The organism is Haloactinopolyspora sp., assembly GCF_027324685.1.
Taxonomy (GTDB): Bacteria; Actinomycetota; Actinomycetes; order Jiangellales; family Jiangellaceae; genus Haloactinopolyspora.
On sequence record NZ_DAHVSH010000003.1, the window covers coordinates 20,320 to 42,797 of the forward strand.

20 protein-coding genes and 1 pseudogene are annotated in these 22,478 nt (G+C 69.1%); 2 read left to right on the forward strand and 19 right to left on the reverse strand.

Going from position 1 to position 22,478, the window contains the following annotated elements:
- Positions 1 to 6 precede the first annotated feature (6 nt).
- The 13 genes and pseudogenes from M6444_RS00540 to rimP form a co-directional block, all read right to left on the reverse strand.
- Positions 7 to 2,235: a polyribonucleotide nucleotidyltransferase gene (locus M6444_RS00540; RefSeq protein WP_298321819.1), complete on the reverse strand. Its 2,229-nt coding sequence runs from the start codon at positions 2,233 to 2,235 to the stop codon at positions 7 to 9.
- Between the two features lie 226 nt (positions 2,236 to 2,461).
- Complete coding sequence (gene rpsO, locus M6444_RS00545) at positions 2,462 to 2,773, reverse strand: 30S ribosomal protein S15 (RefSeq protein WP_363326188.1); 312 nt, start codon at positions 2,771 to 2,773, stop codon at positions 2,462 to 2,464.
- Between the two features lie 292 nt (positions 2,774 to 3,065).
- Entirely contained in the window at positions 3,066 to 4,031 is a 966-nt protein-coding gene (locus M6444_RS00550) for a bifunctional riboflavin kinase/FAD synthetase (RefSeq protein ID WP_298321823.1), read from the reverse strand.
- A 118-nt stretch (positions 4,032 to 4,149) separates the two neighbouring features.
- Entirely contained in the window at positions 4,150 to 5,751 is a 1,602-nt protein-coding gene (locus tag M6444_RS00555; RefSeq protein ID WP_298321825.1) for an MDR family MFS transporter, read from the reverse strand.
- Positions 5,748 to 6,245 (reverse strand): MarR family transcriptional regulator, encoded by a 498-nt coding sequence (locus M6444_RS00560; RefSeq protein ID WP_298321827.1) that lies wholly within the window; start codon positions 6,243 to 6,245, stop codon positions 5,748 to 5,750. Before M6444_RS00560 ends, M6444_RS00555 begins: the two co-directional genes overlap by 4 nt.
- Before the next feature lie 117 nt (positions 6,246 to 6,362).
- A complete protein-coding gene (locus tag M6444_RS00565) occupies positions 6,363 to 6,818 on the reverse strand; it encodes a MarR family winged helix-turn-helix transcriptional regulator (protein WP_298321829.1) in 456 nt (151 codons plus the stop codon).
- A 10-nt stretch (positions 6,819 to 6,828) separates the two neighbouring features.
- Entirely contained in the window at positions 6,829 to 7,704 is an 876-nt protein-coding gene (truB, locus tag M6444_RS00570) for a tRNA pseudouridine(55) synthase TruB (RefSeq protein ID WP_298321831.1), read from the reverse strand.
- Complete coding sequence (gene rbfA, locus M6444_RS00575; protein ID WP_298321833.1) at positions 7,697 to 8,179, reverse strand: 30S ribosome-binding factor RbfA; 483 nt, start codon at positions 8,177 to 8,179, stop codon at positions 7,697 to 7,699. Before rbfA ends, truB begins: the two co-directional genes overlap by 8 nt.
- Positions 8,180 to 8,246: 67 nt before the next feature.
- A pseudogene (locus M6444_RS00580) lies at positions 8,247 to 8,540 on the reverse strand (DUF503 domain-containing protein); the annotation flags it as partial.
- 194 nt (positions 8,541 to 8,734) lie between these two features.
- A complete protein-coding gene (gene infB, locus M6444_RS00585; protein WP_298321837.1) occupies positions 8,735 to 11,620 on the reverse strand; it encodes a translation initiation factor IF-2 in 2,886 nt (961 codons plus the stop codon).
- Between the two features lie 91 nt (positions 11,621 to 11,711).
- A complete protein-coding gene (locus M6444_RS00590; RefSeq protein WP_363326184.1) occupies positions 11,712 to 12,059 on the reverse strand; it encodes a YlxR family protein in 348 nt (115 codons plus the stop codon).
- A gap of 34 nt (positions 12,060 to 12,093) precedes the next feature.
- Positions 12,094 to 13,095, reverse strand: a complete 1,002-nt coding sequence (gene nusA / locus M6444_RS00595; RefSeq protein WP_298321839.1) for a transcription termination factor NusA — start codon at positions 13,093 to 13,095, stop codon at positions 12,094 to 12,096.
- A 7-nt stretch (positions 13,096 to 13,102) separates the two neighbouring features.
- Entirely contained in the window at positions 13,103 to 13,582 is a 480-nt protein-coding gene (gene rimP, locus M6444_RS00600) for a ribosome maturation factor RimP (RefSeq protein WP_298321841.1), read from the reverse strand.
- Between the two features lie 215 nt (positions 13,583 to 13,797).
- On the opposite strand from rimP, the gene M6444_RS00605 reads away from it, so the two are divergent.
- On the forward strand, positions 13,798 to 14,319 hold the full coding sequence (locus M6444_RS00605) for a hypothetical protein (RefSeq protein ID WP_298321843.1): 522 nt from the start codon (positions 13,798 to 13,800) through the stop codon (positions 14,317 to 14,319).
- A 7-nt stretch (positions 14,320 to 14,326) separates the two neighbouring features.
- Positions 14,327 to 14,824, forward strand: coding sequence for a ferritin-like domain-containing protein (locus M6444_RS00610; RefSeq protein WP_298321846.1), 498 nt, complete (start codon positions 14,327 to 14,329; stop codon positions 14,822 to 14,824).
- Positions 14,825 to 14,842: 18 nt separating this feature from the next.
- On the opposite strand, the gene sthA is transcribed toward M6444_RS00610, so the two are convergent.
- The 6 genes from sthA to ispG form a co-directional block, all read right to left on the reverse strand.
- Positions 14,843 to 16,255: a Si-specific NAD(P)(+) transhydrogenase gene (gene sthA, locus M6444_RS00615; protein WP_298321848.1), complete on the reverse strand. Its 1,413-nt coding sequence runs from the start codon at positions 16,253 to 16,255 to the stop codon at positions 14,843 to 14,845.
- A 126-nt stretch (positions 16,256 to 16,381) separates the two neighbouring features.
- On the reverse strand, positions 16,382 to 17,227 hold the full coding sequence (locus M6444_RS00620; RefSeq protein ID WP_298321850.1) for a helix-turn-helix domain-containing protein: 846 nt from the start codon (positions 17,225 to 17,227) through the stop codon (positions 16,382 to 16,384).
- Positions 17,228 to 18,991 (reverse strand): proline--tRNA ligase, encoded by a 1,764-nt coding sequence (locus M6444_RS00625; RefSeq protein ID WP_363326185.1) that lies wholly within the window; start codon positions 18,989 to 18,991, stop codon positions 17,228 to 17,230.
- Between the two features lie 118 nt (positions 18,992 to 19,109).
- Positions 19,110 to 20,330, reverse strand: a complete 1,221-nt coding sequence (locus tag M6444_RS00630) for a CapA family protein (RefSeq protein WP_298321854.1) — start codon at positions 20,328 to 20,330, stop codon at positions 19,110 to 19,112.
- Between the two features lie 131 nt (positions 20,331 to 20,461).
- Positions 20,462 to 21,304, reverse strand: a complete 843-nt coding sequence (locus M6444_RS00635) for a GNAT family N-acetyltransferase (protein WP_363326189.1) — start codon at positions 21,302 to 21,304, stop codon at positions 20,462 to 20,464.
- An 18-nt stretch (positions 21,305 to 21,322) separates the two neighbouring features.
- On the reverse strand, positions 21,323 to 22,474 hold the full coding sequence (gene ispG, locus M6444_RS00640) for a flavodoxin-dependent (E)-4-hydroxy-3-methylbut-2-enyl-diphosphate synthase (RefSeq protein WP_298321858.1): 1,152 nt from the start codon (positions 22,472 to 22,474) through the stop codon (positions 21,323 to 21,325).
- Between the last annotated feature and the right edge of the window lie 4 nt (positions 22,475 to 22,478).

The following is a 22,478-nucleotide window of genomic DNA, read 5'->3' on the forward strand; positions in this document are numbered from 1 at the left end:
GGGGTGTCAGACGCCGGCGGTTTCCGCGGTCTCCGACTCTTCGTCGGTCACCGGCGTCAACGCCAGCTTGCCGCGGTCGTCGATCTCGGTGATCTCCACCTGGATCTTCTGTCCGACCACAACGACGTCGTCGACGTTCTCGACCCGCTTGCCACCGGCCAGGACCCGCAGCTTGGAGATGTGCACCAGGCCGTCCTTGCCGGGCAGCAGGGACACGAACGCGCCGAAGCTGGTCGTCTTGACCACAGTGCCGAGGTAGCGCTCGCCGACCTCAGGCATCGTCGGGTTGGCGATGGCGTTGATCGCGGTACGAGCCGCTTCGGCGGCCGGGCCGTCGGTGGCGCCGATGAAGATCGTGCCGTCGTCCTCGATGCCGATCTCGGCGCCGGTGTCGTCCTGGATCTGGTTGATGATCTTGCCCTTGGGCCCGATCACCGCGCCGATCTGGTCGACCGGGATCGTGATGGAGATGACGCGCGGGGCGTAGGGGCTCATCTCGTCGGGTTCGGAGATGGCCTCGGCCATGACGTCGAGGATGGTCAGCCGCGCGTCGCGAGCCTGCTGCAGCGCCGCTGCCAGCACCGAGGCCGGGATGCCGTCGAGCTTGGTGTCCAGTTGCAACGCAGTGACGAACTCTCGAGTGCCGGCGACCTTGAAGTCCATGTCGCCGAAGGCGTCTTCGGCACCGAGGATGTCGGTCAGCGTGACGTAGCGACGCTCGGTCTCACCGGACTCGTTCTGGACCTCTCCGGAGATGAGGCCCATGGCGATGCCCGCGACCGGGGCGCGCAGCGGCACGCCGGCGTTGAGCAGCGACATCGTCGACGCGCAGACCGAACCCATGGACGTCGACCCGTTCGAGCCGAGGGCTTCGGAGACCTGCCGGATGGCGTACGGGAACTCTTCGCGCGACGGCAGGACCGGCAGCAACGCGCGCTCGGCCAACGCACCGTGGCCGATCTCGCGCCGCTTCGGGCTGCCGACGCGGCCGGTCTCACCGGTCGAGTACGGCGGGAAGTTGTAGTTGTGCATGTAGCGCTTGGACGTCTCGGGAGAGAGGGTGTCCAGCTTCTGCTCCATGCTGAGCATGTTCAACGTGGTCACGCCGAGGATCTGGGTCTCTCCCCGCTCGAACAGCGCCGATCCGTGCGCGCGCGGGATCGGGCCGACCTCCGCGGACAACGTACGGATGTCGGTGACGCCACGTCCGTCGATACGTACCTGATCGCGCAACACCCGCTCGCGCACCACGCTCTTCGTCAGCGCCCGGAAGGCCGCGCTGACCTCCTTTTCCGCGCCCTCGAACTGCTCGGCCAGCTGCGCCTTGACGTCGGTCTTGATCTCGTCGAGACGGTCTTCGCGCTCGGTCTTGCCGGCAATGGTCAGCGCCTTGGCCAGCTCGTCGCGGGCGGCAGCTTCGACGGCGGCGTAGATCTCGTCGGTGTAGTCGAGGAAGAGCGGGAACTCCTGGGTTTCCTTCGCCGCGGCGTCGGCCAGACGGCGCTGCGCGTTCGCCATCTCGGTGATGAACGGCTTGGACGCCTCGAGGCCCGCCGCGACGATCTCTTCGGTGGGGGCCGTGCGCCCGGCCTGCACGAGGTTCCACGTTTCGGCCGTGGACTCGGCCTCGACCATCATGATGGCCACGTCGCCGTCGGGCAGTACCCGTCCGGCCACCACCATGTCGAACACGGCCTCGGCGAGCTGCGAGTGGTTCGGGAAGGCCACCCACTGGTCCTCGATCAACGCGACGCGCACGGCACCGATCGGGCCCGAGAACGGCAGCCCCGACAACTGCGTGGATGCGGAGGCGGCGTTGATGGCGATGACGTCGTACAGGTGGTCGGGGTGCAACGACATGACCGTCATGACCACCTGGACCTCGTTACGCAGGCCCTTCGCGAACGACGGGCGCAGCGGACGGTCGGTGAGGCGGCAGGTCAGGATGGCTTCTTCGCTGGGCCGGCCTTCGCGCCGGAAGAACGAGCCGGGTATGCGGCCCGCGGCATACATCCGCTCCTCGACGTCCACGGTCAGTGGGAAGAAGTCGAGGTGCTCCTTCGGCTGCTTGGACACCGTGGTGGCCGACAGCAACATCGTTTCGTCGTCGAAGAACACGGTTGCCGAGCCGGCGGCCTGCTGGGCCAGCTGACCGGTCTCGAACCGCATGGTGTGCTTGCCGAAGCGACCGTTGTCGATCACGGCTTCGGCGCTGTGGATCTGCGGACCCGTCATGGGTCGTCCTCCTGATGAATCACGGGAGGGCGCCACGAAGGTGATCTGGTATGTGCCGGTCTTCGATGGAAGCCCGCGGATGAATCCCCGAGAGCCACTACCGAGGACCGGCCCTGCATCGATCGAGGCTGCCCGCCCTGTTCGAGTTCGGATGTTCAGTTGTGAAAGTAACTGCTACGGCGAAGGGAGCGGTTCCCACGGCGGGAGACCGCTCCCTCGGCGACGGCTAACGGCGCAGACCGAGCTTCTCGATCAGTGCGCGGTAACGCGTGATGTCCGCCTTCTGCAGGTACTTGAGCAGCCGACGGCGCTGGCCGACCAGCAGCAGCAGCCCACGACGGCTGTGGTGGTCCTGCTTGTGCGTCTTCAGGTGCTCCGTGAGGTGGTTGATGCGGTGCGTGAGCAGCGCGACCTGGACCTCGGGCGAGCCCGTGTCGCCCTCGGCACGTGCGTGTTCGGCGATGATCTTCTGCTTCGTGGCGGTGTCGGTCGGCACGGAACTCCTTGTCTTTGATCGTTGCGCGGCGCGTCCGGGCATGTCCACCGGGGCACTGAAATCCGCGGCCGTTCTGACGGCGGCGCCAAGGATACCAGCGCACCGGGGCCGAGAACGAATCGCCACCTGCGTGTTCGTCCGCTCCCCCGCGGCCAGGCGCAATGCCGGCAGCGAACTTCGCGTCGCCGAACCAGGCCCGATGCACTTCATCGACAAAGCGCTCCAGGTCACCGGCGCGCGCGGCCGCAACACCAGCGTACCCGGGCTACGGCCACACACCTCGGGGTGCGCCGGCCGCCCACGACTTTCACCAGCGCAGCGGAGCGACCGCTCCCTAGACGCCGAGGATGGCCCGGGCCTTGGCGACGTCGTCGGTCATGGTCGCGACCAGTTCGTCCACCGAGCCGAAGCGCAGTGTCGGGCGGATGGCGTCGACGAACTCGAGCAGGACCTCGTCGTCGTAGAGGTCCAGATCGGTGCGGTCCAGGACATAAGCCTCGACCCTGCGCGTCGTGCCGTTGAAGGTCGGGTTCGTCCCCACCGAGATCGCCGCGGGCATCCGCGGCTCCGGCTCGGCCGCATCGGCTGCTGACGTGCGGCGTAGCCAGCCTGCGTAGACGCCGTCGGCGGGAATCATGCCGACGCTGTCCGGCGACAGGTTCGCCGTGGGAAATCCCAGGTCACGCCCGCGCGCATCGCCGCGGACGACGACCCCTCGCACCCGGTGCGGACGCCCCAGGATCTCCGCCGCTTCGGCGACTCGTCCTTCGGCCAGCAGTTCACGGACCCAGGTCGACGACCACCGCCGGTGGGCCTTTTCCGATGAGGGACGGACGTCGTCGATGACCTCGACGGAGAAGCCGTAGCGCTCGCCCAGGGCGAGCATCGTGGACAGGTCGCCCTCGTTGCGCCAGCCGAACCGGACGTCACGCCCGACGACGACGGTGGCGGCTCGCAGCCCGTCGACGAGGAACCGGCGGACGAACTCCTCAGGCGACTGCCGAGCGAACTCCCATGTGTACGGCTGCACGAGGACGGCATCAAGCCCGGTCTCGGCCAGCAGCTCCAAGCGGTCTTCGATGCCGCAGATCAGCTCCGGGGCGTCGTCGGGGTTGTGCAACATCCGCGGGTGCGGGTCGAATGTCACGACGACGGCCTTGGCCCCGGCTGCGCGGGCGTCGGCGACCATGCGGGTCAGCACGCTGCGGTGGCCGCGGTGGACGCCATCGAAGTTGCCGATGGTCACGACCGAGGGGCCGAAGTCGCGCGGCACCTGGGCGAGATCGGTCCAACGATGCACGTGCTCTCCCGGTCGACGGCCTCAGCGCCGCGCGAGTTTCGCGCGACCGCTTGTCATTCTTCCCGACAACCCCGGCGGCAAGCCAGGCGGTTCCGTCGGCCTTCGACGTCGGGCAACCCTACGTGCGCACCGGCTGTTCATCCGGCGCCTGGGCATCCGGCGACGACGCGGTGAACCCGATGGTCGTGCGCAGCGACGTCTCACGCATGAACAGCACGGCGACGAAGCCGATGACGGCCAGGGCCGCCGAGATCAGGAAGACCAAGGCCGTGGCGTCGCCATAGGCATGCTCGACGACGGTACGGACCTGCGGCGGCATCGACGCCACATCCAGCGACGTGGAACCACCGCTCTGGGTCGCCTCGCTGGCCCCGGGTGTCCCGGCCAGGCCCTCGGCGATCAGCGCGGACACCCGCGCGGCCACCACGGCGCCGAGCACCGATACGCCCGCGGCACCGCCGAGGGTGCGGAAGAACGTCACCGTCGACGTTCCCGCGCCGAGATCGCGGTAGTCCAGACCGTTCTGCACCGCGAGAATCAGATTCTGCATGGTGGAGCCGACTCCGATGCCCATGACGGCCATGAAGATGCCGACCCGCCACAGCGGCGTCGCGTGGTCGATGGTGCCCAGCATCGCCAGACCGGCCACCACGAAGAACGTGCCACCGACGAGGAACCGCTTCCACTTCCCGGTCCGCGTCACCAGTTGCCCGGTGATGGTGGTGGCCAACATCAGCCCGGCGATCATCGGCAGCATCAGCAGCCCGGCCTCGGTCGGGCTGTGTCCGCGCGCGATCTGGAAGTACTGCCCGAGGAACACCGACGATCCGAACATCGCGGTGCCGACTGCCACGCTGGCCACGATCGCGTAGACCATGGTGGGTTGCCGCATCAGCCGCGGCGGTACGACCGGGTCGGGTACCCGCCGCTCCACCACGACGGCAGCCACGATGAGCGCCAGCGCTCCGAAGACGAAGGCGGCACTCGGCCACGAGACCCACGCGAAGTCGCCGCCGGCCAGGCTCACCCACACCAGCAGGACGCTGATACCGCCCGGGATGAGCAGCGCGCCCTTCCAGTCGATGGGCGTGTCGGCGGTCAGGACGGGCAGGTGCAGCGTCTTCTGCAGCAAGATCAGCGCGACGACGGCCACGGGCGCGCCCACCCAGAAGCACCACCGCCAGCCCAGCGGAGAATCGACGATCACGCCGCCGAGCAGCGGTCCGCCGACGGTGGCCACGGCCATGACGGCGCCGAAGTAGCCCATGTAACGCCCGCGCTGGCGGGGACTGACCATCGACCCGAGCACGATCTGGACCAGCGCCTGCAGCCCGCCCATGCCCAGGCCCTGCAGGACACGGAACCCGATGAGCATCTCGGTGTTCTGTGAGAACCCCGCCAGCACCGAGCCGAGGACGAAGACGCAGATGGACAGCTGGACCAGCAGCTTCTTGCTCATCCGGTCCGAGAGTTTCCCCCAGATCGGCGTCGTGGCCGTGGCCGCGAGCAGCGTCGCCGTCACCACCCAGGTGTACTGGCTCTGGTTGCCACCCAGGTCGCCGATGATGCGCGGCAAGGCGTTGGCGACGATGGTGCCGGACAGCATCGCGACGAACATGGCGGTCAGCAGCCCGGACAGCGCCTCGAGCACTTGACGATGCGTCATTTCGACGTCGCTGGCGGCCAGCGAGGTGTCGTGGGTGCCGGTCGGCTTCGTCATGAGATCCTCTCGGGTTCGGGAACCCTCGTATCGGCGCTCGCCGCTTCCGCATCGCGGCACAGCGCATGGCGGAAGTCGGCATTGAGCCGGGACATCAACGCGACCAGGTGCCGGGCCTCGTCCTCGCTCCAGTCGCCGAGCGCGGCGGTCAGGACGGCCGTACGCCGGCGGTGGGCCCGCTCGAGGATCGCGCTGCCGGCCGGGCTGGCCTCGAACAGGCCGGCTCGCCCGTCAGCGGGGTCAGGACGCCGGGCGATCAGGCCCCGATCGACCAACTCGGCAGCTTGCCGGCTGGCGACCGAGGGGTCGACGTGCAACCGGCCGGACAGCTCGGTCAGACGCATCGGCCCTTCCTTGGCCAGCAGGCCGAGCATCCCGGCGAGAGTGGGCCCGATGCCTTCGTAGATCTCCAGATGCCGCTGCGCGAGGTGCTTGGTCGACCGCATCAGCAGCCGCGCCTGTTCGACGACCTCGCCCCAGACGTCGTCGCTCATTCATGAGCTCCGCGTGAGTTATACGTTTGGTTGACGCATGCAACTATAACCTCATTGGTTGCTGCACGCAACTTGTTTGTGTGGTGCCTGGACCCGGCAGCAGGCGGGCCGCTCACCTCACGGGTCGCGGGACTCCAGCGCCTCGTTCAACCGGCCCAGCAGCTCGACCAACTGGTCGACGTCAGCGGCGTCCCAATGCTGCAGGGCCGAGCCGAACCACTCCCCCCGCGCTCCGCGCAACTGGCGCACCCGAGCCCGGCCGACCTCGGTGGTGCGAATCAGGCGCGCTCGCCCGTCGAGCGGATCCGGCACCCGCTCGATGAAGCCCAACGATTCCATCTGCGCGATCTGGCGACTCACCGTGGACTTGTCCAGACCGAACCGATCGGCCAGATCACCCGCGCGCACGTCGCCGGCGTCGTTCAGCGCACTCAACAATCCGTAGGCGGCCACGTCGATGCCGGCGTCGACCTGGCGCGCCAAGGCGATCGACAGCCGCCTGACCCGGCGCCACAACACGGTGAGCTCGGACTCGAGTTGCTCGTGCACCTGCTGACGATCGGCCCTGGTCATGGTCTGCGCCTCATCCTGCGAACACGGCGATGTGCTTGGCGCGAGAGCCGCGGTCCTCGGCCAGGGAGAGCAGCGTACCGTCCGGGCCGAAGATCGCCACCGGACCTGGACCGAGGCCCATCGGTTCCAACGGCGCCCCGTGCGCTACCCGCACCGCCGTCTCGTGGTCCACGTCCAACCGCGGGAAAGCCGCAGCTGCAGCGGTGGCCAGCGGCATCACCTCGAAGCGCTCGGCCAGCTCGTCGAGAGTGCGCGCGTCGTCGAGCCCGTACGGCCCGACCGCGCTGCGCCGCAGCGCCGTCAAGTGTCCGCCCACGCCCAGTGCGGCGCCCAGGTCGCGGGCCAGGGCCCGGACGTAGGTGCCCGACGAGCACACGACGTGCGCGTCGACGTCGACGAACGGGCCGACACGGCGCACGTCGGACACCTCGAAACGGTGCACCACGACCGGTCGCGGCGCCAACTCGACGTCCTCGCCAGAGCGCACCCGCTTGTACGAGCGCACACCGTCGATCTTGATCGCCGACACGGCGCTGGGGACCTGCTGGATCTCGCCGGTCAACGCGTCCACGCCGGCGGCGATCTGCTCGTCGGTGACCGCTGCTGCGCTGCTGCCTCCGGTGACCTCGCCCTCGGCGTCGTCGGTCACCGTCGTCGCCCCGAGCCGGATGGTCGCCTCGTAGGTCTTGTCCGTCAACGCGAGATGACCCAGCAGGCGGGTCGCGCGGCCGACGCCTACCACCAGAACACCGGTGGCCATCGGATCCAGGGTGCCGGCATGGCCGACGCGGCGGGTGCCGGCCAGCCGACGCAACCGGGCGACGACGTCGTGCGAGGTCCAGCCGGCCGGCTTGTCGACGATGACGAGCCCGTTGTGCTCAGGCACGGTCGTCGTCGACGCCTTCCGTCGAGTCGTCGCCGAGATCGTCCGCGCCCGCGTCGTCATCGGCTCGCCGGTACGGATCACGCTCCCCCGCGTACTGAGCATCGGCAGCCACCCGGGCCACCTGCTCGTCCGCCTCGCGGGCGGTACGCAACAGGTCGTCGAGGTGCGCGGCGTTGTCCGGGATGGCGTCGGCCACGAACTGCAAGGTCGGCGTGTACCGCACCCCGGTGCGACGCCCGACCTCGGACCGGACCAGCCCCTTCACACTGTCGAGGGCGGCGGCGGTGGCCGTGCGCTCGTTCTCGTCGCCGTAGACGGTGTAGAAGACAGTCGCATCGCGCAGGTCGCCGGTGATCTTGGCGTCGGTGATGGTCACGAACCCCAGCCGCGGATCCTTGACCCTGCGCTCCAGAGTCTCCGCCGCGATCTCGCGGATCCGGTCGGCCAACTTGCGGGCGCGCGCTGGATCAGCCATGGGTCCCTCCTCGTTCTCTCGTGCCACCGTCGTCCGTACCCCCGATGGCCTCGGGGAAGACGTGCGGGTCGTCCTCGTCAGAGTGAAACCTACGCCGTGCCGACAACAGTTCGATCTCCGGGCGTTCGGCGACGTGTCGCTCCACGAGGTCGAGCACTTCCACGCAGCGGCGTATGTCGGCGGCCACGACCACCACGCCGATCTCGGATCGGCGGTACAGATCCAGCTGACCGACCTCGGCCACGGCCACGTCGAAGCGCCGGCGCAGCTCGGCGATCACCGGTCGGATCACGCCGCGCTTCTGCTTCAGCGACCGAACGTCACCGAGCAGGAGGTCGAACCTCAGCGTCCCCACGAACACCTATCGCTCCCCACCGACCTACAGATGACAGGAGCCCGCGTGGCTACGGAACCACGCAGGTGACCGTCGCAGGGCCGCACGCAGCGGTGGGGCCGGGATTTCCGGAGCGGGCGTCAAGCGAGCCTGCGAGCAGCCCACGAGGAAACCCGGCACCACCGCCAACGAAGCCACCAAGCGACCAGCAGCGACCAGGATCAGCCGCGCGGCTTCTCCTTCATCTCGTACGTCTCGATGATGTCGCCGATCTGGATGTCGTTGTGGTTACCGAGGCTGATACCGCACTCGAATCCTTCGCGGACCTCGGTGACGTCATCCTTGACCCGGCGCAGCGACGCGACGTTGAGGTTCTCGGCCACCACGACCCCGTCCCGGATCAACCGGGCCGAGGCGTTGCGCCGCATGACACCACTGGTCACCATGCACCCGGCGATGTTGCCGACCCGCGAGGAGCGGAACACTTCGCGGACCTCGGCGGTCCCGAGCGTGCTCTCCTCGTACTCCGGCTTGAGCATGCCCTTGAGCGCGGCTTCGATCTCCTCGATGGCGGCGTAGATGACCGAGTAGTACCGGATCTCGACGCCTTCGCGCTCGGCCAGCTCATCGACCGTGCGGCTCTGCGTACGGACGTTGAATCCGATGATGATGCCGCGGTCGATCGAGGCGAGGTTGACGTCGTTGGCCGTGATGGCACCGACGCCTCGGTGAATGATCTGCAGATTCACCTCGTCGCCGACGTCGATCTTGGCCAGGGCGCCCTCCAGGGCCTCCACCGAACCGGACACGTCACCCTTGAGGATCAGGTTCAGTGTCTCGACCTTGCTCTCGGCCATGAAGCTCTCGAGCGTGACCCGCTTGCGCGCCTTGGCCAACGCGGCGTTGCGCTCCATCGCCTCGCGCTTCTCGGCGATCTGGCGAGCCGTACGGTCGTCGTCGGCGACCAGGAACTTGTCGCCGGCGCCGGGCACCGCGGTCAGACCCAGGACCAGCACGGGCCTGGACGGCTCGGCCTCCTCGATCTGCTGGCCGGACTCGTCGAGCATGGCCCGCACGCGCCCGTACGACTGGCCGGTCACGATCGCATCGCCGGGGCGCAGCGTGCCGCGCTGGACCAGCACCGTCGCCACCGGGCCGCGGCCCTTGTCGAGGTGTCCCTCGATAGCCACACCACGGGCCGGCATGTCACGGTTGGCCCGCAGGTCGAGCGTGGCGTCAGCGGTCAGGAGGACCGCCTCGAGCAGCTTGTCGATGTTGATTCCCGGCTTGGCCGCGACGTCGACGAACATCGTGTCGCCACCGTACTCCTCGGCCACCAGGTTGTACTCGGTCAGCTGCTGGCGGATCTTGTCCGGGTTCGCGCCCTCGACGTCGATCTTGTTGACCGCCACGACGATGGGCACACCGGCAGACTGCGCGTGGTTGAGCGCCTCGATCGTCTGCGGCATGACGCCGTCGTCTGCGGCGACCACCAGGATCGCGATGTCGGTGACCTGCGCACCACGAGCACGCATGGCGGTGAACGCCTCGTGACCCGGGGTGTCGATGAAGGTCAGAGCGCGATCCTGGCCCTCGTGCTCGACGTGCACCTGGTAGGCACCGATGTGCTGCGTGATGCCACCGGCCTCGCCCTGCGCGACGTCCTCGTTGCGGATCGCGTCGAGCAGCTTGGTCTTTCCGTGATCGACGTGGCCCATGACGGTGACGACCGGCGGCCGCGGCAACAACTCGCCGTCGCCGCCGTCCTCGGCGAAGTCGATGTCGAAAGACTCCAGCAGCTCCCGGTCCTCGTCCTCCGGCGAGACCATCTGCACGTCGTAGCCGAGCTCGCCGCCGAGAAGCTGGAAGGTGTCCTCGTCCACCGACTGCGTGGCCGTGACCATCTCGCCCAGGCCGAACAGCACCTGGACCAGCTGCGCCGGGTCGACGTCGATGCGCTCGGCGAAGTCGGCCAGGGAAGCACCACGCGGTAGCCGGACGACCTGCCCGTTGCCGCGAGGCAGACGCACGCCGCCGATGCTCGGCGCCTGCATGTTGTCGTATTCCTGCCGCTTCTGGCGCTTGCTCTTGCGGCTCTTCGCCGGCTTCCCGCCGGGACGACCGAAGGCACCGGCCGTGCCACCACGGCCACGGCCACCGCCACCGGGACGACCACCGAAGCCGCCGCCAGGACGGCCACCACCGGGTCCGCCGAACCCGCCGCCACCGCCGGGACGGCCACCGCCGCCACCGCCAGGACGGTTGGACGGGCGGGTGGGCATCATGCCTGGGTTGGGACGGGGACCACCGCTGCCGGCCGCCGGACGCTCGGGCATCGAGCCGGGCGAAGGCTTGGGCGCGCCGGTTCCGGCCCCGCCGCCGTCACGGCGCGACGACGGCCGCTGCATGCCAGTGGAGCCGCCGGACGAGAACGGGTTGTTGCCCGGACGTGGACCGCCGCCCTGGCGGCGTCCCATGCCGGTGCTCTCGCCACCGAACGGGTTGTTGCCCGGGCGCGGGCCGGCCGGGCGCGGGGCGCTCGGCCCCGGCTTGGGGGCACTGGGCTTCGGACGGGCGGACCCACCCGGCTTCGGGGGCAGATCGCCCGGCGAGGGTGTGCGGCCCTTGGCGGCCGGACGCTCGGGCGCGGGAACATCGCGCGCCGACCGGTCCTGGCGAGGCGCCGGCGGGCCCGGCTTGGGCGCTGGCTTGGACGGCGCGGCCGGCTCTTGCGGTGCGACCGGTGCCGCCGGCTCAGCCGGCGCCGCGGACCCGGCAGCCGCGGCGGCCTCACTGCCCGACTCCGGTGTCGGCGCCGCTGGCGCCTCGGGCGGTGCAGGCTTGGTCGCCGCCGGAGCCTGCGGTGCGCCGGTGGCCGGCGCCTCCGCAGCCGCGGTCTTGGTGCCCTTGGCCGACTTACCGGCCGACTTGTTCGGGGCTGCTGACTGATCGTTCTCGAACGCTTCTCGCAACCTGCGGACGACGGGAGCCTCTACGGTCGAGGACGCCGATTTGACGTACTCGCCGAGGTCGCCCAGCTTGCCGAGGACGTCCTTGCTCGTTACGCCGAGCTCTTTGGCGAGCTCGTGTACCCGGACCTTTGCCACTGCTCTCCTTCTCGGCCCGGGCGCGTACGGCTCGGACCGGCTAGGTGTTGCGCGTGCTCATCGCTGCGTGCTCATCGAGCGCTCGTGAGCGTCACGTCGTGTCTCCTTCGTTCTGGCCAGCCGACCGTCGGGGTCGACCGGATCGATCCGCCTGCTCAGCGAACCATCGACGCAGTTCTGTGACGTCGAGCGGGCCCTCGCGGCGCAATGCGCGTGAGAACGCTCGACGTCGCTCGGCAAGGTCGAGGCACTCGGGACGTGGATGCAGGTACGCCCCACGTCCCGGACGCCGGCCGTCGAGGTCGGGGACCAGTTCACCCGGTTTTCCAGATGAGCCGGCACCGCCCGCGACGACACGGAGCAGGTCGGACTTCACCGCACGAGACCGACAACCTATACACGTGCGCACAGGCGGCCGGCCGTCCGCGCGGTCTTCCACGCGGACAGTCTAGCGTCTCATGGACGCGAATCCGTCACGCAGGTGCGTCAGCGCGCTGAACGATCGCCTCGGGGTCGGTGTCAGACCGGATGTCGATGCGCCAGCCGGTGAGCCGGGCCGCCAGCCGGGCGTTCTGCCCTTCGCGGCCGATGGCCAGCGACAACTGGAAGTCGGGAACGATGACGCGAGCCGACCGCGCTTCGGCGTCGACGATGTCGACGCGCTGGACTCGGGCCGGCGACAGCGCGTGGGCCACCAGCTCGGCGGGGTCTTCGGACCAGTCGACGATGTCGATCTTCTCACCGTTCAGCTCAGTCATCACCGCGCGGACCCGCGACCCCATCGGACCGATGCAGGCGCCCTTGGCATTGACGCCAGGCACCGTGGCTCGCACTGCGATCTTGGTGCGGTGTCCTGCTTCGCGTGCGATGCCGGCGATCTCGACCGTGCCGTCGGCGATCTCGGGCACCTCGAACATGAACAGCTTTTTCACCAAGTTGGGGTGCGAACGCGACACCGTGACGATGGGGCCGTGCGCGCCCTTGCGGACCTGCAGCACGTAGCAGCGGATCCGGCTGCCGTGCTCGTAGCGCTCACCCGGCACCTGCTCGGCCGCGGGCAGCACCGCCTCGACCTTGCCGAGATTGACCATCACGTTGCGCGGGTCGTGGCCTTGCTGGATGGTGCCCGAGACGATGTCGCCCTCACGGTCGAGGAAGTCGCCGAAGGTGATCTCGTCCTCGGCGTCACGCAGACGCTGCAGAATCTCCTGCTTGGCCGTGGTCGCCGCGATTCGCCCGAAGCCTTCGGGGGTGTCGTCCCACTCGCGCACGACATTGCCGTCCTCGTCGACCTCTTGGGCCCACACCGTGACGTGGCCGGTGTTGCGGTCGAGCTCGACGCGCGCCTTGGGTTGCGACTTCTCCGATCGCTGATAAGCCAGGAGCAAGGCACGCTCGAGCGCCTCGACCACGAGGTCGAATGAAATGTCCTTCTCGCGCTCCAGCGCCCTCAGCAACGACAAGTCGATGTCCACGTCGCCCTCACTCCTCGGTGCCGTCGTCGTCATCGCGACGGAATTCGACCTGGACCTTGGCCTTGCGGACGTCGACGAACGCGACCTCACGTACAGCGCCGTCGAGATCGAGAACGGCCTGCGTGTCGTCGGCGCGAACCACCCGGCCGGTGAAATCGGTGCCGTCGTGCAACCGGACTCGGACCAGCCGGCCCACGGCCCGCGCCCAATGCCGAGGCAGCCGCAGCGGGCGCGAAACCCCCGGGGAACTGACCTCGAGGGTGTAGGGCATGTCGCCCATGGCATCGCTGTCGTCGAGCGCACGCGAGATGAGCCGGGAGGTCTCGGCGCATCGGTCGAGATCGACGCCGCCGTCGGCGTCGACGATGATGCGCAGGCGGCTTCGTTTACCCGCCTGGGCGAGATCGAGTTCCTCGAGGTCGAGGCCCTCCGCCGCGACAACAGGGGCGATCACCTGTTGAAGAAGGTCACGACTGGCGGAACTCATCCGTGCCCTCCTCGCTGTCGAATTGTCATCCACCGGCGTACGCGCGACGCGCGCAGCACACCCTCAGCCGTCCGGCGCGACCTGCGCCGGTTCATCAACAATAGCCGAACACGTGCGCAGACACGGCGTCCCGCGGTGACCGCGTGTTCCCGGCCACCACCGGCCGGCGCGGTCGGCTCCGACCCGCCCCGGAGCCTACGACTATGGTGACCGGCGTGACCAACACGGTGGACGTCCGCAGGCGGCGCTTGCTCATCTGCCTGGCCGGCCTCCCGATGCTCGGTACGGCCCTGGCGGCTTGTGCCGACGACGCCGTGCCGAAGTCCGCACCCGGTCACCGCCTCGACGTCGACATGGACGTGAAAGTGCGGTGGCGAGCCGTCGAGGCCGAGCGCGCGCTGTTGGGCCTGTACGCCGCGACACTGACCGCCCACCCGGGGCTGTCCGACACGCTGGCGCCGTTCACCGCGCGGCACACCGAGCACCTGGACGTCCTCGTGGAGGGTGGACCGTTGCCGTTCAGCGCATCCGATCCCCTGGAGCCGCCCTCGCCGGGATCGGCCGACGTACCCGCCGATGCCGCCGCGGCGCTCGCCGCCGTCGCCGAAGCCGAGAGCGCCGCCGCTGAGGCCCGTGTCGCCGACTGCCTCGCCGCCAGCGGCTCACGCTTCGCCGCCGTCTTGGCCTCGGTGGCCGCATGCGAAGCCGCCCATGCCGCCACCCTGGAATCGGCGTGAGATCGCGATGAACGCCGAAGACGAACTCACCGCCGCCCAGGCCGCACTGGCCGGCGAACACGCCTGCGTCTACGGCTACGGCGTCGTCGGCGCACACCTGTCTGACGACGCTGAAACGGCTGCTCGGGCCCTGCAGGCCCACCGGGACCGCCGCGACGATCTCGCGGCGCTGATCCGCGCGGGCGGGGGCGAGCCCGAAGCGTCGGCGCCGACGTACGAACTGCCGCAACCGGTCACCGACGCCGCGAGCGCCAGCAAGCTCGCCGTGCTCATGGAAACCCGGCTCGTGGCGCTGTACGCCGATCTGGTCGGTGCGGCGCAATCGGGCGAGCTCCGCGAGTTCGCCGCGCAGGCGTTGGTCGCTGCCTCCGTCGCGCGTGGTCGCTGGGGCGGCGAGCCGGTCGCCTTCCCGGGGCTGAGCGGCCGCCCAGGCACCCCTGGTACGCAGGCGTCCCCGACACCGCAGACGCCCAGCGATACCGAAACACCCGAATCGCCGCAGTGAGCGGCAACCCGGCGCGGACTACAGGTCGAACCGGTCGAGCGCGCGCAGCTTGTTCGTCACATCCAGCGCGGCGACCTTGTACGCCTCGGACAGCGTCGGATAGTTGAACACAGTGTCCACGAGGTAGTCGACCGTGCCACCGCAGCCCATGACCGCCTGCCCGATGTGCACGAGATCGGCGGCGCCGGTGCCGAACACGTGGACCCCGAGCACGTGGCGCGTGGACGGTGCGACCAGCAGTTTGAGCATGCCGTACGAATCACCGACGATCTGCCCACGGGCCAGCTCGCGGTAGCGCGCGATGCCCACCTCGTACGGCACCGACTCCTCGGTCAGCTCGACCTCCGTCCGCCCGCAGTAGGAGATCTCCGGGATGGTGTAGATGCCGATGGGCTGGATGTCGCGCATCTGACTGACCGGCTCGCCGAAGGCGTGCAACGCCGCCAGCCGGCCCTGATCCATGCTGGTGGCCGCCAGCGCGGGGAAGCCGATGACGTCGCCGACGGCGAAGATGTGCGGGACCGCCGTGCGATAGGCGTCGTCGACCTGGATACGCCCGCGGGCATCGGCTTCGAGCCCGGCTGCCGGCAGATCGAGCTGGTCGGTCTCGCCTTGGCGTCCCGCCGAGTACATGACGGTCTCCGCCGGTATCCGCTTGCCGCTGGCCAGCGTCGTCACCGTACCGCGCTGCCCGATTTGTACTTTCTCGACCTCTTCTCCGAACCGGAAGGCCACGGAGAGGTCACGCAGGTGGAACTTCAGCGACTCCACGACCTCGGGGTCGCAGAACTCGAGCATCCGCTCGCGCCGCTCGACGACGGTGACCCTGGTCCCCAGGGCGGCGAACATCGAGGCGTACTCGATGCCGATGACCCCGGCCCCCACCACGACCATCGACTCGGGGATGCGCTCCAGCGACAAGATGCCGTCGGAGTCGACCACTCGTCCTTCGTCGAACTCCACGTGCTCCGGCCGGGCCGGGCGGGTCCCCGTCGCGACGATGATGTTGGCCGCGCTGATGTTCCGGCGCTCCCCCGAGCCCTCGACGACCACGCTGTGGGCGCTGGTGAACCGGGCGGTGCCGATGACGAGGTCGACGTGATTGCGGAACAGCTGCGACCGGACGACCTCGATCTCACGGCCGATGACGTGATGGGTCCGGGCGAGCAGGTCTTGTACGGTGATGTCGCGCTTGACGCGGTACGACTGCCCGTACAACTCCCGCATGGACAATCCGGTGAGGTAGATGACCGCCTCACGCAGGGTCTTCGACGGAATCGTCCCGGTGTTCACGCAGACACCGCCGACCATGTCGCGCCGATCGATGATGCAGACCCGGTGACCCAGTTTCGCTGCGGCGATCGCCGCCTTCTGCCCGCCTGGCCCGGAGCCGATGACAAGCAGGTCGTAGTCGTACTCCGGTTCGTCCACAGTTCGCTCCTCCGCCGGCGTCGGTAGTTCCAAGCTTGACGCTCCCGGCAGAACCGTGCCACTCAGGGGGTGATCGTTGGCGCGTTGTGGCTGCCCTGGCCACCAGAATTCGGCAACGATCACCGATCACAACTGACCGGGCGGGATGGCGTCGTCGAGCCCCCATTCGGCGAGCAGCTGTGACGGCGTACAGCCGGCCATCGCCCGGAAGTCGCGGACCAGGTGGCTGTGGTCGGCGTACCCGGTAGCGGCTGCGACGTCGCTGATCCGCTGACGCCGGGCAAGCTGGCGAGCCGCGTGGTCGAACCGGATCACCCGCGCGGCCGTCTTCGGACTGAGCCCGGCCTGGCGCTGGAAGCGTTGGATGAAATGGCGGCGGCTCCAGCCCATGTCGGCGGCCAACCCACCGACGGCCGTTTGCCCGCGGGAGTCGACCAGGCGTTGCCAAGCCCAGCCGATCGCGTCGTCCACAGCACGAGCGTCCTCGGCCAGTTCGAGGACGTGATGATCCATGATCGAGCACCGCACCGGCCAGTCCGGCGCGCTGACCAGCCGGTCGGTCAGTTCCTGCACCCGGCGGTGACCGAAGAGGTCCGCCAGGTCCAGCACGCCGTCGCGGATCTCGTCACCGGTCAGCCCCAGCAGCCGGAACGCCCCGAGCGCGGTGAACTCGATCTGCAGGCCCTGCTGACCGCCCACGTACTCGGTCACCGCGTGGCGATCCGCGCAGCCGGCCACGAACGAGGTCAGCCGGCCGAGCAGTCCATCGCCGGAGCTCAGCACGTCGATGCTGGGTCCGAAGCTGATGATCACCGAGACCCGCGGGCCCGGCAGCTCACGGCGGCGCACCGGTTGCAGCGTGTGCTCGGTGTATCCGGTGTAACCGAGGACGTCGCGGCGCAACGCCGGGTGTGGCAGGCAGCGAGCCATCTCCCACCACCCGGTGTCACCGTCGTGCCGCGTGAGCTGCATCTACCCCGCTCTACACAGATCGACGAGTTCGGTCACCGCGGCGTCGAGAGCCACCTCACGACGCTCGCCGCTGCGGCGGTCCTTCACCTCGATGACACCGTCGGCGAGCCCGCGGCCCACCACCACGATGGTGGGCACACCCACCAGTTCGGAATCCTTGAACTTCACCCCCGGGCTGACGCCGCGGCGATCGTCGTAGAGGACCCGCACGCCGGCTGCGTCCAGCTCGCCGGCCAGGCGCTCGGCGGCGTCGAACACGGCGTCGTCCTTGCCTGTCGCCACCAGGTGCACGTCCGCCGGCGCGACCTCGCGCGGCCAGATGATGCCGGCCTCGTCGTGGGAGTTCTCCACGATCGCCGCGACCGCCCGCGACACCCCCACGCCGTAGGAGCCCATGGTGACGGTGACGAGTTTGCCGTTCTCGTCGAGCACGCGCAGACCCAGCGCCTCGGAGTATTTCCGGCCGAGTTGGAAGATGTGCCCCATCTCGATGCCGCGCGCGGTCTCGAGCGGCCCGGACCCGTCCGGGGCCGGGTCACCGTCACGCACCTCGGCGGCCTCGATGGTGCCGTCGGGCGTGAAGTCTCGGCCGGCGACCAGATCGATGACGTGCTTGCCGTGCTGGTCCGCACCAGTCACCCAGCGGGTGCCCTCCACGACTCGCGGGTCGACGAGGTAGCGGATTCCCGACGCGTTCTTCTCCCCCAGCACGCCAGGGCCGATGTAGCCCTTCGCCAGCGTCGGATGCGCGGCGAAGTCCTCGTCGGTGAACGGCTGGACCTCGGCCGGCTCGACCTGCGCGGCCAGCCGCTTCTCGTCCACCTCGCGGTCGCCCGGCACGCCGATGGCCAGCGGTTCCCTCGTCCCGTCCGGATGGCGCAGGACCACCAGCACGTTCTTCAACGTGTCGGCGGCGCCCCACGGGCGGTCCGAACGCGGGAAGTGCCCGTTGAGGTGATCGACGAGAGTGTCGATGGTCGGCGTGTCCGGGGTGTCCTCCACGTGGGCGGCCGGGACGTCGTCGTAGGGCACCGGCGCGGGAACCGGTGTCCGGACGGCCTCGACGTTGGCCGCGTAGCCGCCCGGAGAGCGGACGTAGGTGTCTTCACCGTTGTCGGCTATGGCCAGGAACTCCTCGCTGGCCGAGCCGCCCATGGCGCCGGACATCGCCGCGACGATGACGTAGTCGAGACCGAGCCGGTCGAAGATCTTGATGTAGGCCTCGCGATGCGCCTGGTACGAGCGCATGAATGCCTCGTCGGAGACGTCGAAGGAGTAGGAGTCCTTCATCACGAACTCCCGGCCGCGCAGGATGCCGGCCCGCGGGCGCTGCTCGTCGCGGTACTTCGTCTGGATCTGGTACAGCGACAGCGGCAGGTCCTTGTACGACGAGTAGAGGTCCTTGACCAGCAAGGTGAACATCTCTTCGTGCGTGGGCCCGAGCAGGTAGTCGCCGCCCTTGCGGTCCTTGACCCGGAACAGGCTGTCGCCGTACTCCTCCCAGCGATTGGTCGCCTCGTAGGGCTCGCGCGGCAACAGCGCCGGGAAGTGCACTTCCTGCGCGCCGATCGCGTTCATCTCTTCGCGCACGATCGTTTCGATGTTGCGCAGCACCATGTAGCCCAGCGGTAGCCAGGAGTAGATACCGGGGGCGGCGCGGCGGATGTAGCCGGCGCGCACCAGGAGCTTGTGGCTGGGAACGTCGGCGTCCACCGGATCCTCGCGCAGGGTTCGCAGGAACAGTGTCGACATGCGCAGGACCACGAGTACTCCTGTAACGGTGTGAGTGCGGACACGGTGCAAGACTTTCGTCGAGGATATCCGTCGCCATGCCGGCAACGAACCGGATTCTCGGCTCCGGGCCGACCAGACGGTGCCCGCTTCAGCTCGACGCGAGCATCCGCAGTCCGTCGTCGGCGCCGCCGAGGCTTTCGACGACCTGCGTGGTACGCGCCAGCGCCTGCTCGAGACGGGCTTTCCCCGCGGTGCCGACGTCGCCGGTACGCAGGGCCGTCACGACGTCCAACACTTCGACCGGCGGCTCGTAGGTCTGGTACAGCGGCAGGTACTCCGCGGCGCTGACGTCGAAGCCACCGTCGTCGAGGTTCTCGGTGAAGGTGAACCTCGTCAGCAACCCCTCGGACTTGGGGCCTTGTGGTTCGGCGTGGTTGGCCATCAGGTTGCCCATGCCGTACACGATCCACTCACCGTCGACGTTCTGCACCGGCTGGACGACGTGGGCGTGATGCCCGAGCAGCAGGTCGATGTCCGGGGAACGGATCAGCTGCGGAGCGAGGTCGCGCTGGAGCTCGTTCGGCTCGTGGACGTACTCGTCGCCCCAGTGCAGCGCCGCGACGACGACGTCCGCGCCGTCAGCCCGCGCAGTCGCCGCGTCGGCGACGATGTCCGCTTCGACGATCTCGTTGCTCCGCCACGTCTCGCCGTCCGGATACGGGATGCCGTTGAAGCCGAACGTGTACGACAGCAGGGCCACCGTGACCGGTGCGCCGTCCGTGTCGACCTGGAGGATGCTCGTGCGCTGTGCTTCCTGCGGCGACCGGGCGGAACCGGCGTGGGCCAGACCGGCCTGGTCCAGCATCTCGAGCGTCCGGTCCACGCCGGCGGCGCCTTGGTCGAACGTGTGGTTCGAGGCGGTGGTGCAGGCGTCGTAGCCGGTCGCGGCGAGCCCGGTGACGACCTGCGGGGGGCCGGAGAACGTCGGATAGCCCTCGTAGGGGCCGTCGGCGGGGGCCAGGGGCACCTCGAGGTGGCAGATCGCGAGGTCGGCGGCGCTGATGACCGGCTTGATGCTGGCCAGCTGAGGGGCGAAGTCCATCGTCGTGCCGGCTGCGGCGTCCTTGCGCGCCTGCACCCACAGCCGTTCGTGCAAGAGCACGTCGCCGGTCGCAGCCAGTGTGAAAGTCCGGGGCTGCGGCGTAGGCGTCGGGGATGCCGATGGGGTGGCCGCCGGCGGCGAGCTGGCCGATGCCGGCGGTGGGCTCGGCGACGAACCGGCGCTGTCGTCGTCGGTGCCGCTGCCGGAACAGCCCACTGCGAGGAGTACCAGCGCAACGGAACCGGAGACCAAGACCGGGAGGCGCACAGGAGAGATCATCGCATCCATGCGCTATCGGCCGGGTGCACCACGCGGAGTTCTGCTGCACCAACAGGCGTGCACGGGTGGTGTGGCAGGGAATCGCCAAGTGAACATGATCATTTCAGACAGCGCGGGGGTTAGAACATGACGGTGGCGAAGCGGCCGACCTCGGTGAACCCTACGCGCCGATAGGTCTCGCGGGCGACCACGTTGAAGTCGTTGACGTACAACGACACCGTCGGGGCGATGTCGCGCAACGCGAACGCGGCGACGGCAGCCATCCCGCCGATCGACAGGCCCTCGCCGCGGCGGTTCGGATGCACCCACACCCCTTGCACCTGGCAGGCCCGCGGAGTCACGGCGCCCACCTCGGCTTTGAACACGATGGCGCCGTCGTCGAACCGGGCGAAGGCCCGTCCCGACCGGACGAGCTCGACCATGCGCGCCCGGTAGTAGGCGCCGCCGTCGTTGCCGGTGGGCGCGATACCGACCTCTTCGGTGAACATCGCCACCGCCGCCGGCATGAGGATGTCGATCTCGCCCGGGCGGACCCGCCGCACTTTCGGGTCCGGCGGGACGATCGGCCCGCCGGTCAGTTGCATGACCGGCTGGCACGACCGGACCTCGCGGGCCGGGCCCCACTCGGGACGCAGCAGGTCCCACATCGCCAGGACCGCGTCGGCGGCCCCGACGATCGACGAGCACCGACGTCCACGTCGGCCGGCGAGGTCGGCGAACAGTTTCGTCGCCAGGCCGTCCGCGGCCACGGGCACCAGGTTTGCGCCGGAGTAGCACAGCGAGCGCAACTGGTCGGATTCGTAGTAGCCCCAGAGCTCACCGCCCAGCCGCGAGGGCACCAGGCCGGAGGCGTGCACGCGCGAGGCCACGAAGACGTCGAGGTACGGGGTACGGTCGAGCACACGCAGCACGTCACCCAGATCTTGCGGACCCAGCGTCCGTACGGCGGGCGACGTCCCCAGCACCGCGACTCCCTGAACCTAACCGACCGTCACGTTGGGCTGCCCTGGCTCGGCGGTGTCGGCCATCGAGTCAGCGATCCGCATGGCCTCCTCGATGAGGGTCTCGACGATCTCCGATTCCGGCACGGTCTTGATGACCTCGCCCTTGACGAAGATCTGCCCCTTGCCGTTGCCCGAGGCCACTCCGAGGTCTGCCTCGCGAGCCTCGCCGGGGCCGTTGACGACGCATCCCATGACCGCGACGCGCAGCGGCACCTCCATGCCCTCGAGCCCGGCGGTGACCTTGTCGGCCAAGGTGTAGACGTCGACCTGAGCCCGTCCGCACGATGGGCAGGACACGATTTCGAGCTTTCGCTCGCGCAGGTTGAGCGACTGCAGGATCTGCAGGCCGACCTTGACTTCCTCGACCGGCGGCGCCGACAGCGACACCCGGATGGTGTCGCCGATGCCGCGCGACAACAGCGAGCCGAAGGCGACCGACGACTTGATGGTGCCCTGAAACGCCGGGCCGGCCTCGGTGACCCCCAGATGCAGCGGCCAGTCGCCGCGTTCAGCGAGCATCTCGTAGGCCTGGACCATGACGACGGGATCGTGGTGCTTGACCGAGATCTTGAAGTCGTGGAAGTCGTGCTCCTCGAACAGAGACGCCTCCCAGACCGCGGATTCGACCAGGGCCTCGGCCGTCGGCTTGCCGTGCTTGTCCAGCAGGCGCTTGTCCAGCGAGCCGGCGTTGACACCGATACGCAGCGACACACCGGCGTCGGCAGCCGCCTTGGCGATCTCGCCGACCTTGTCGTCGAACTTCTTGATGTTGCCGGGGTTGACCCGTACGGCGGCGCAGCCGGCGTCGATGGCGGCGAAGACGTACTTCGGCTGGAAGTGGATGTCGGCGATGACCGGGATCTGCGACTTCTTCGCGATGGCCGGCAGCGCCTCGGCGTCGTCGGCGCTGGGCACGGCGACCCGGACGATGTCGCAGCCGGCCGCAGTGAGCTCGGCGATCTGCTGGAGGGTGGCGTTGATGTCGGTGGTGGGGGTGGTCGTCATCGACTGGACGCTGACCGGCGCGTCACCGCCGACGTCGACCTTGCCGACGCTGACCTTGCGGGACTTGCGGCGCGGCGCAAGCACCGGCGGCGGAAGCGCGGGCATTCCCAGGGCGACACTCATGGTT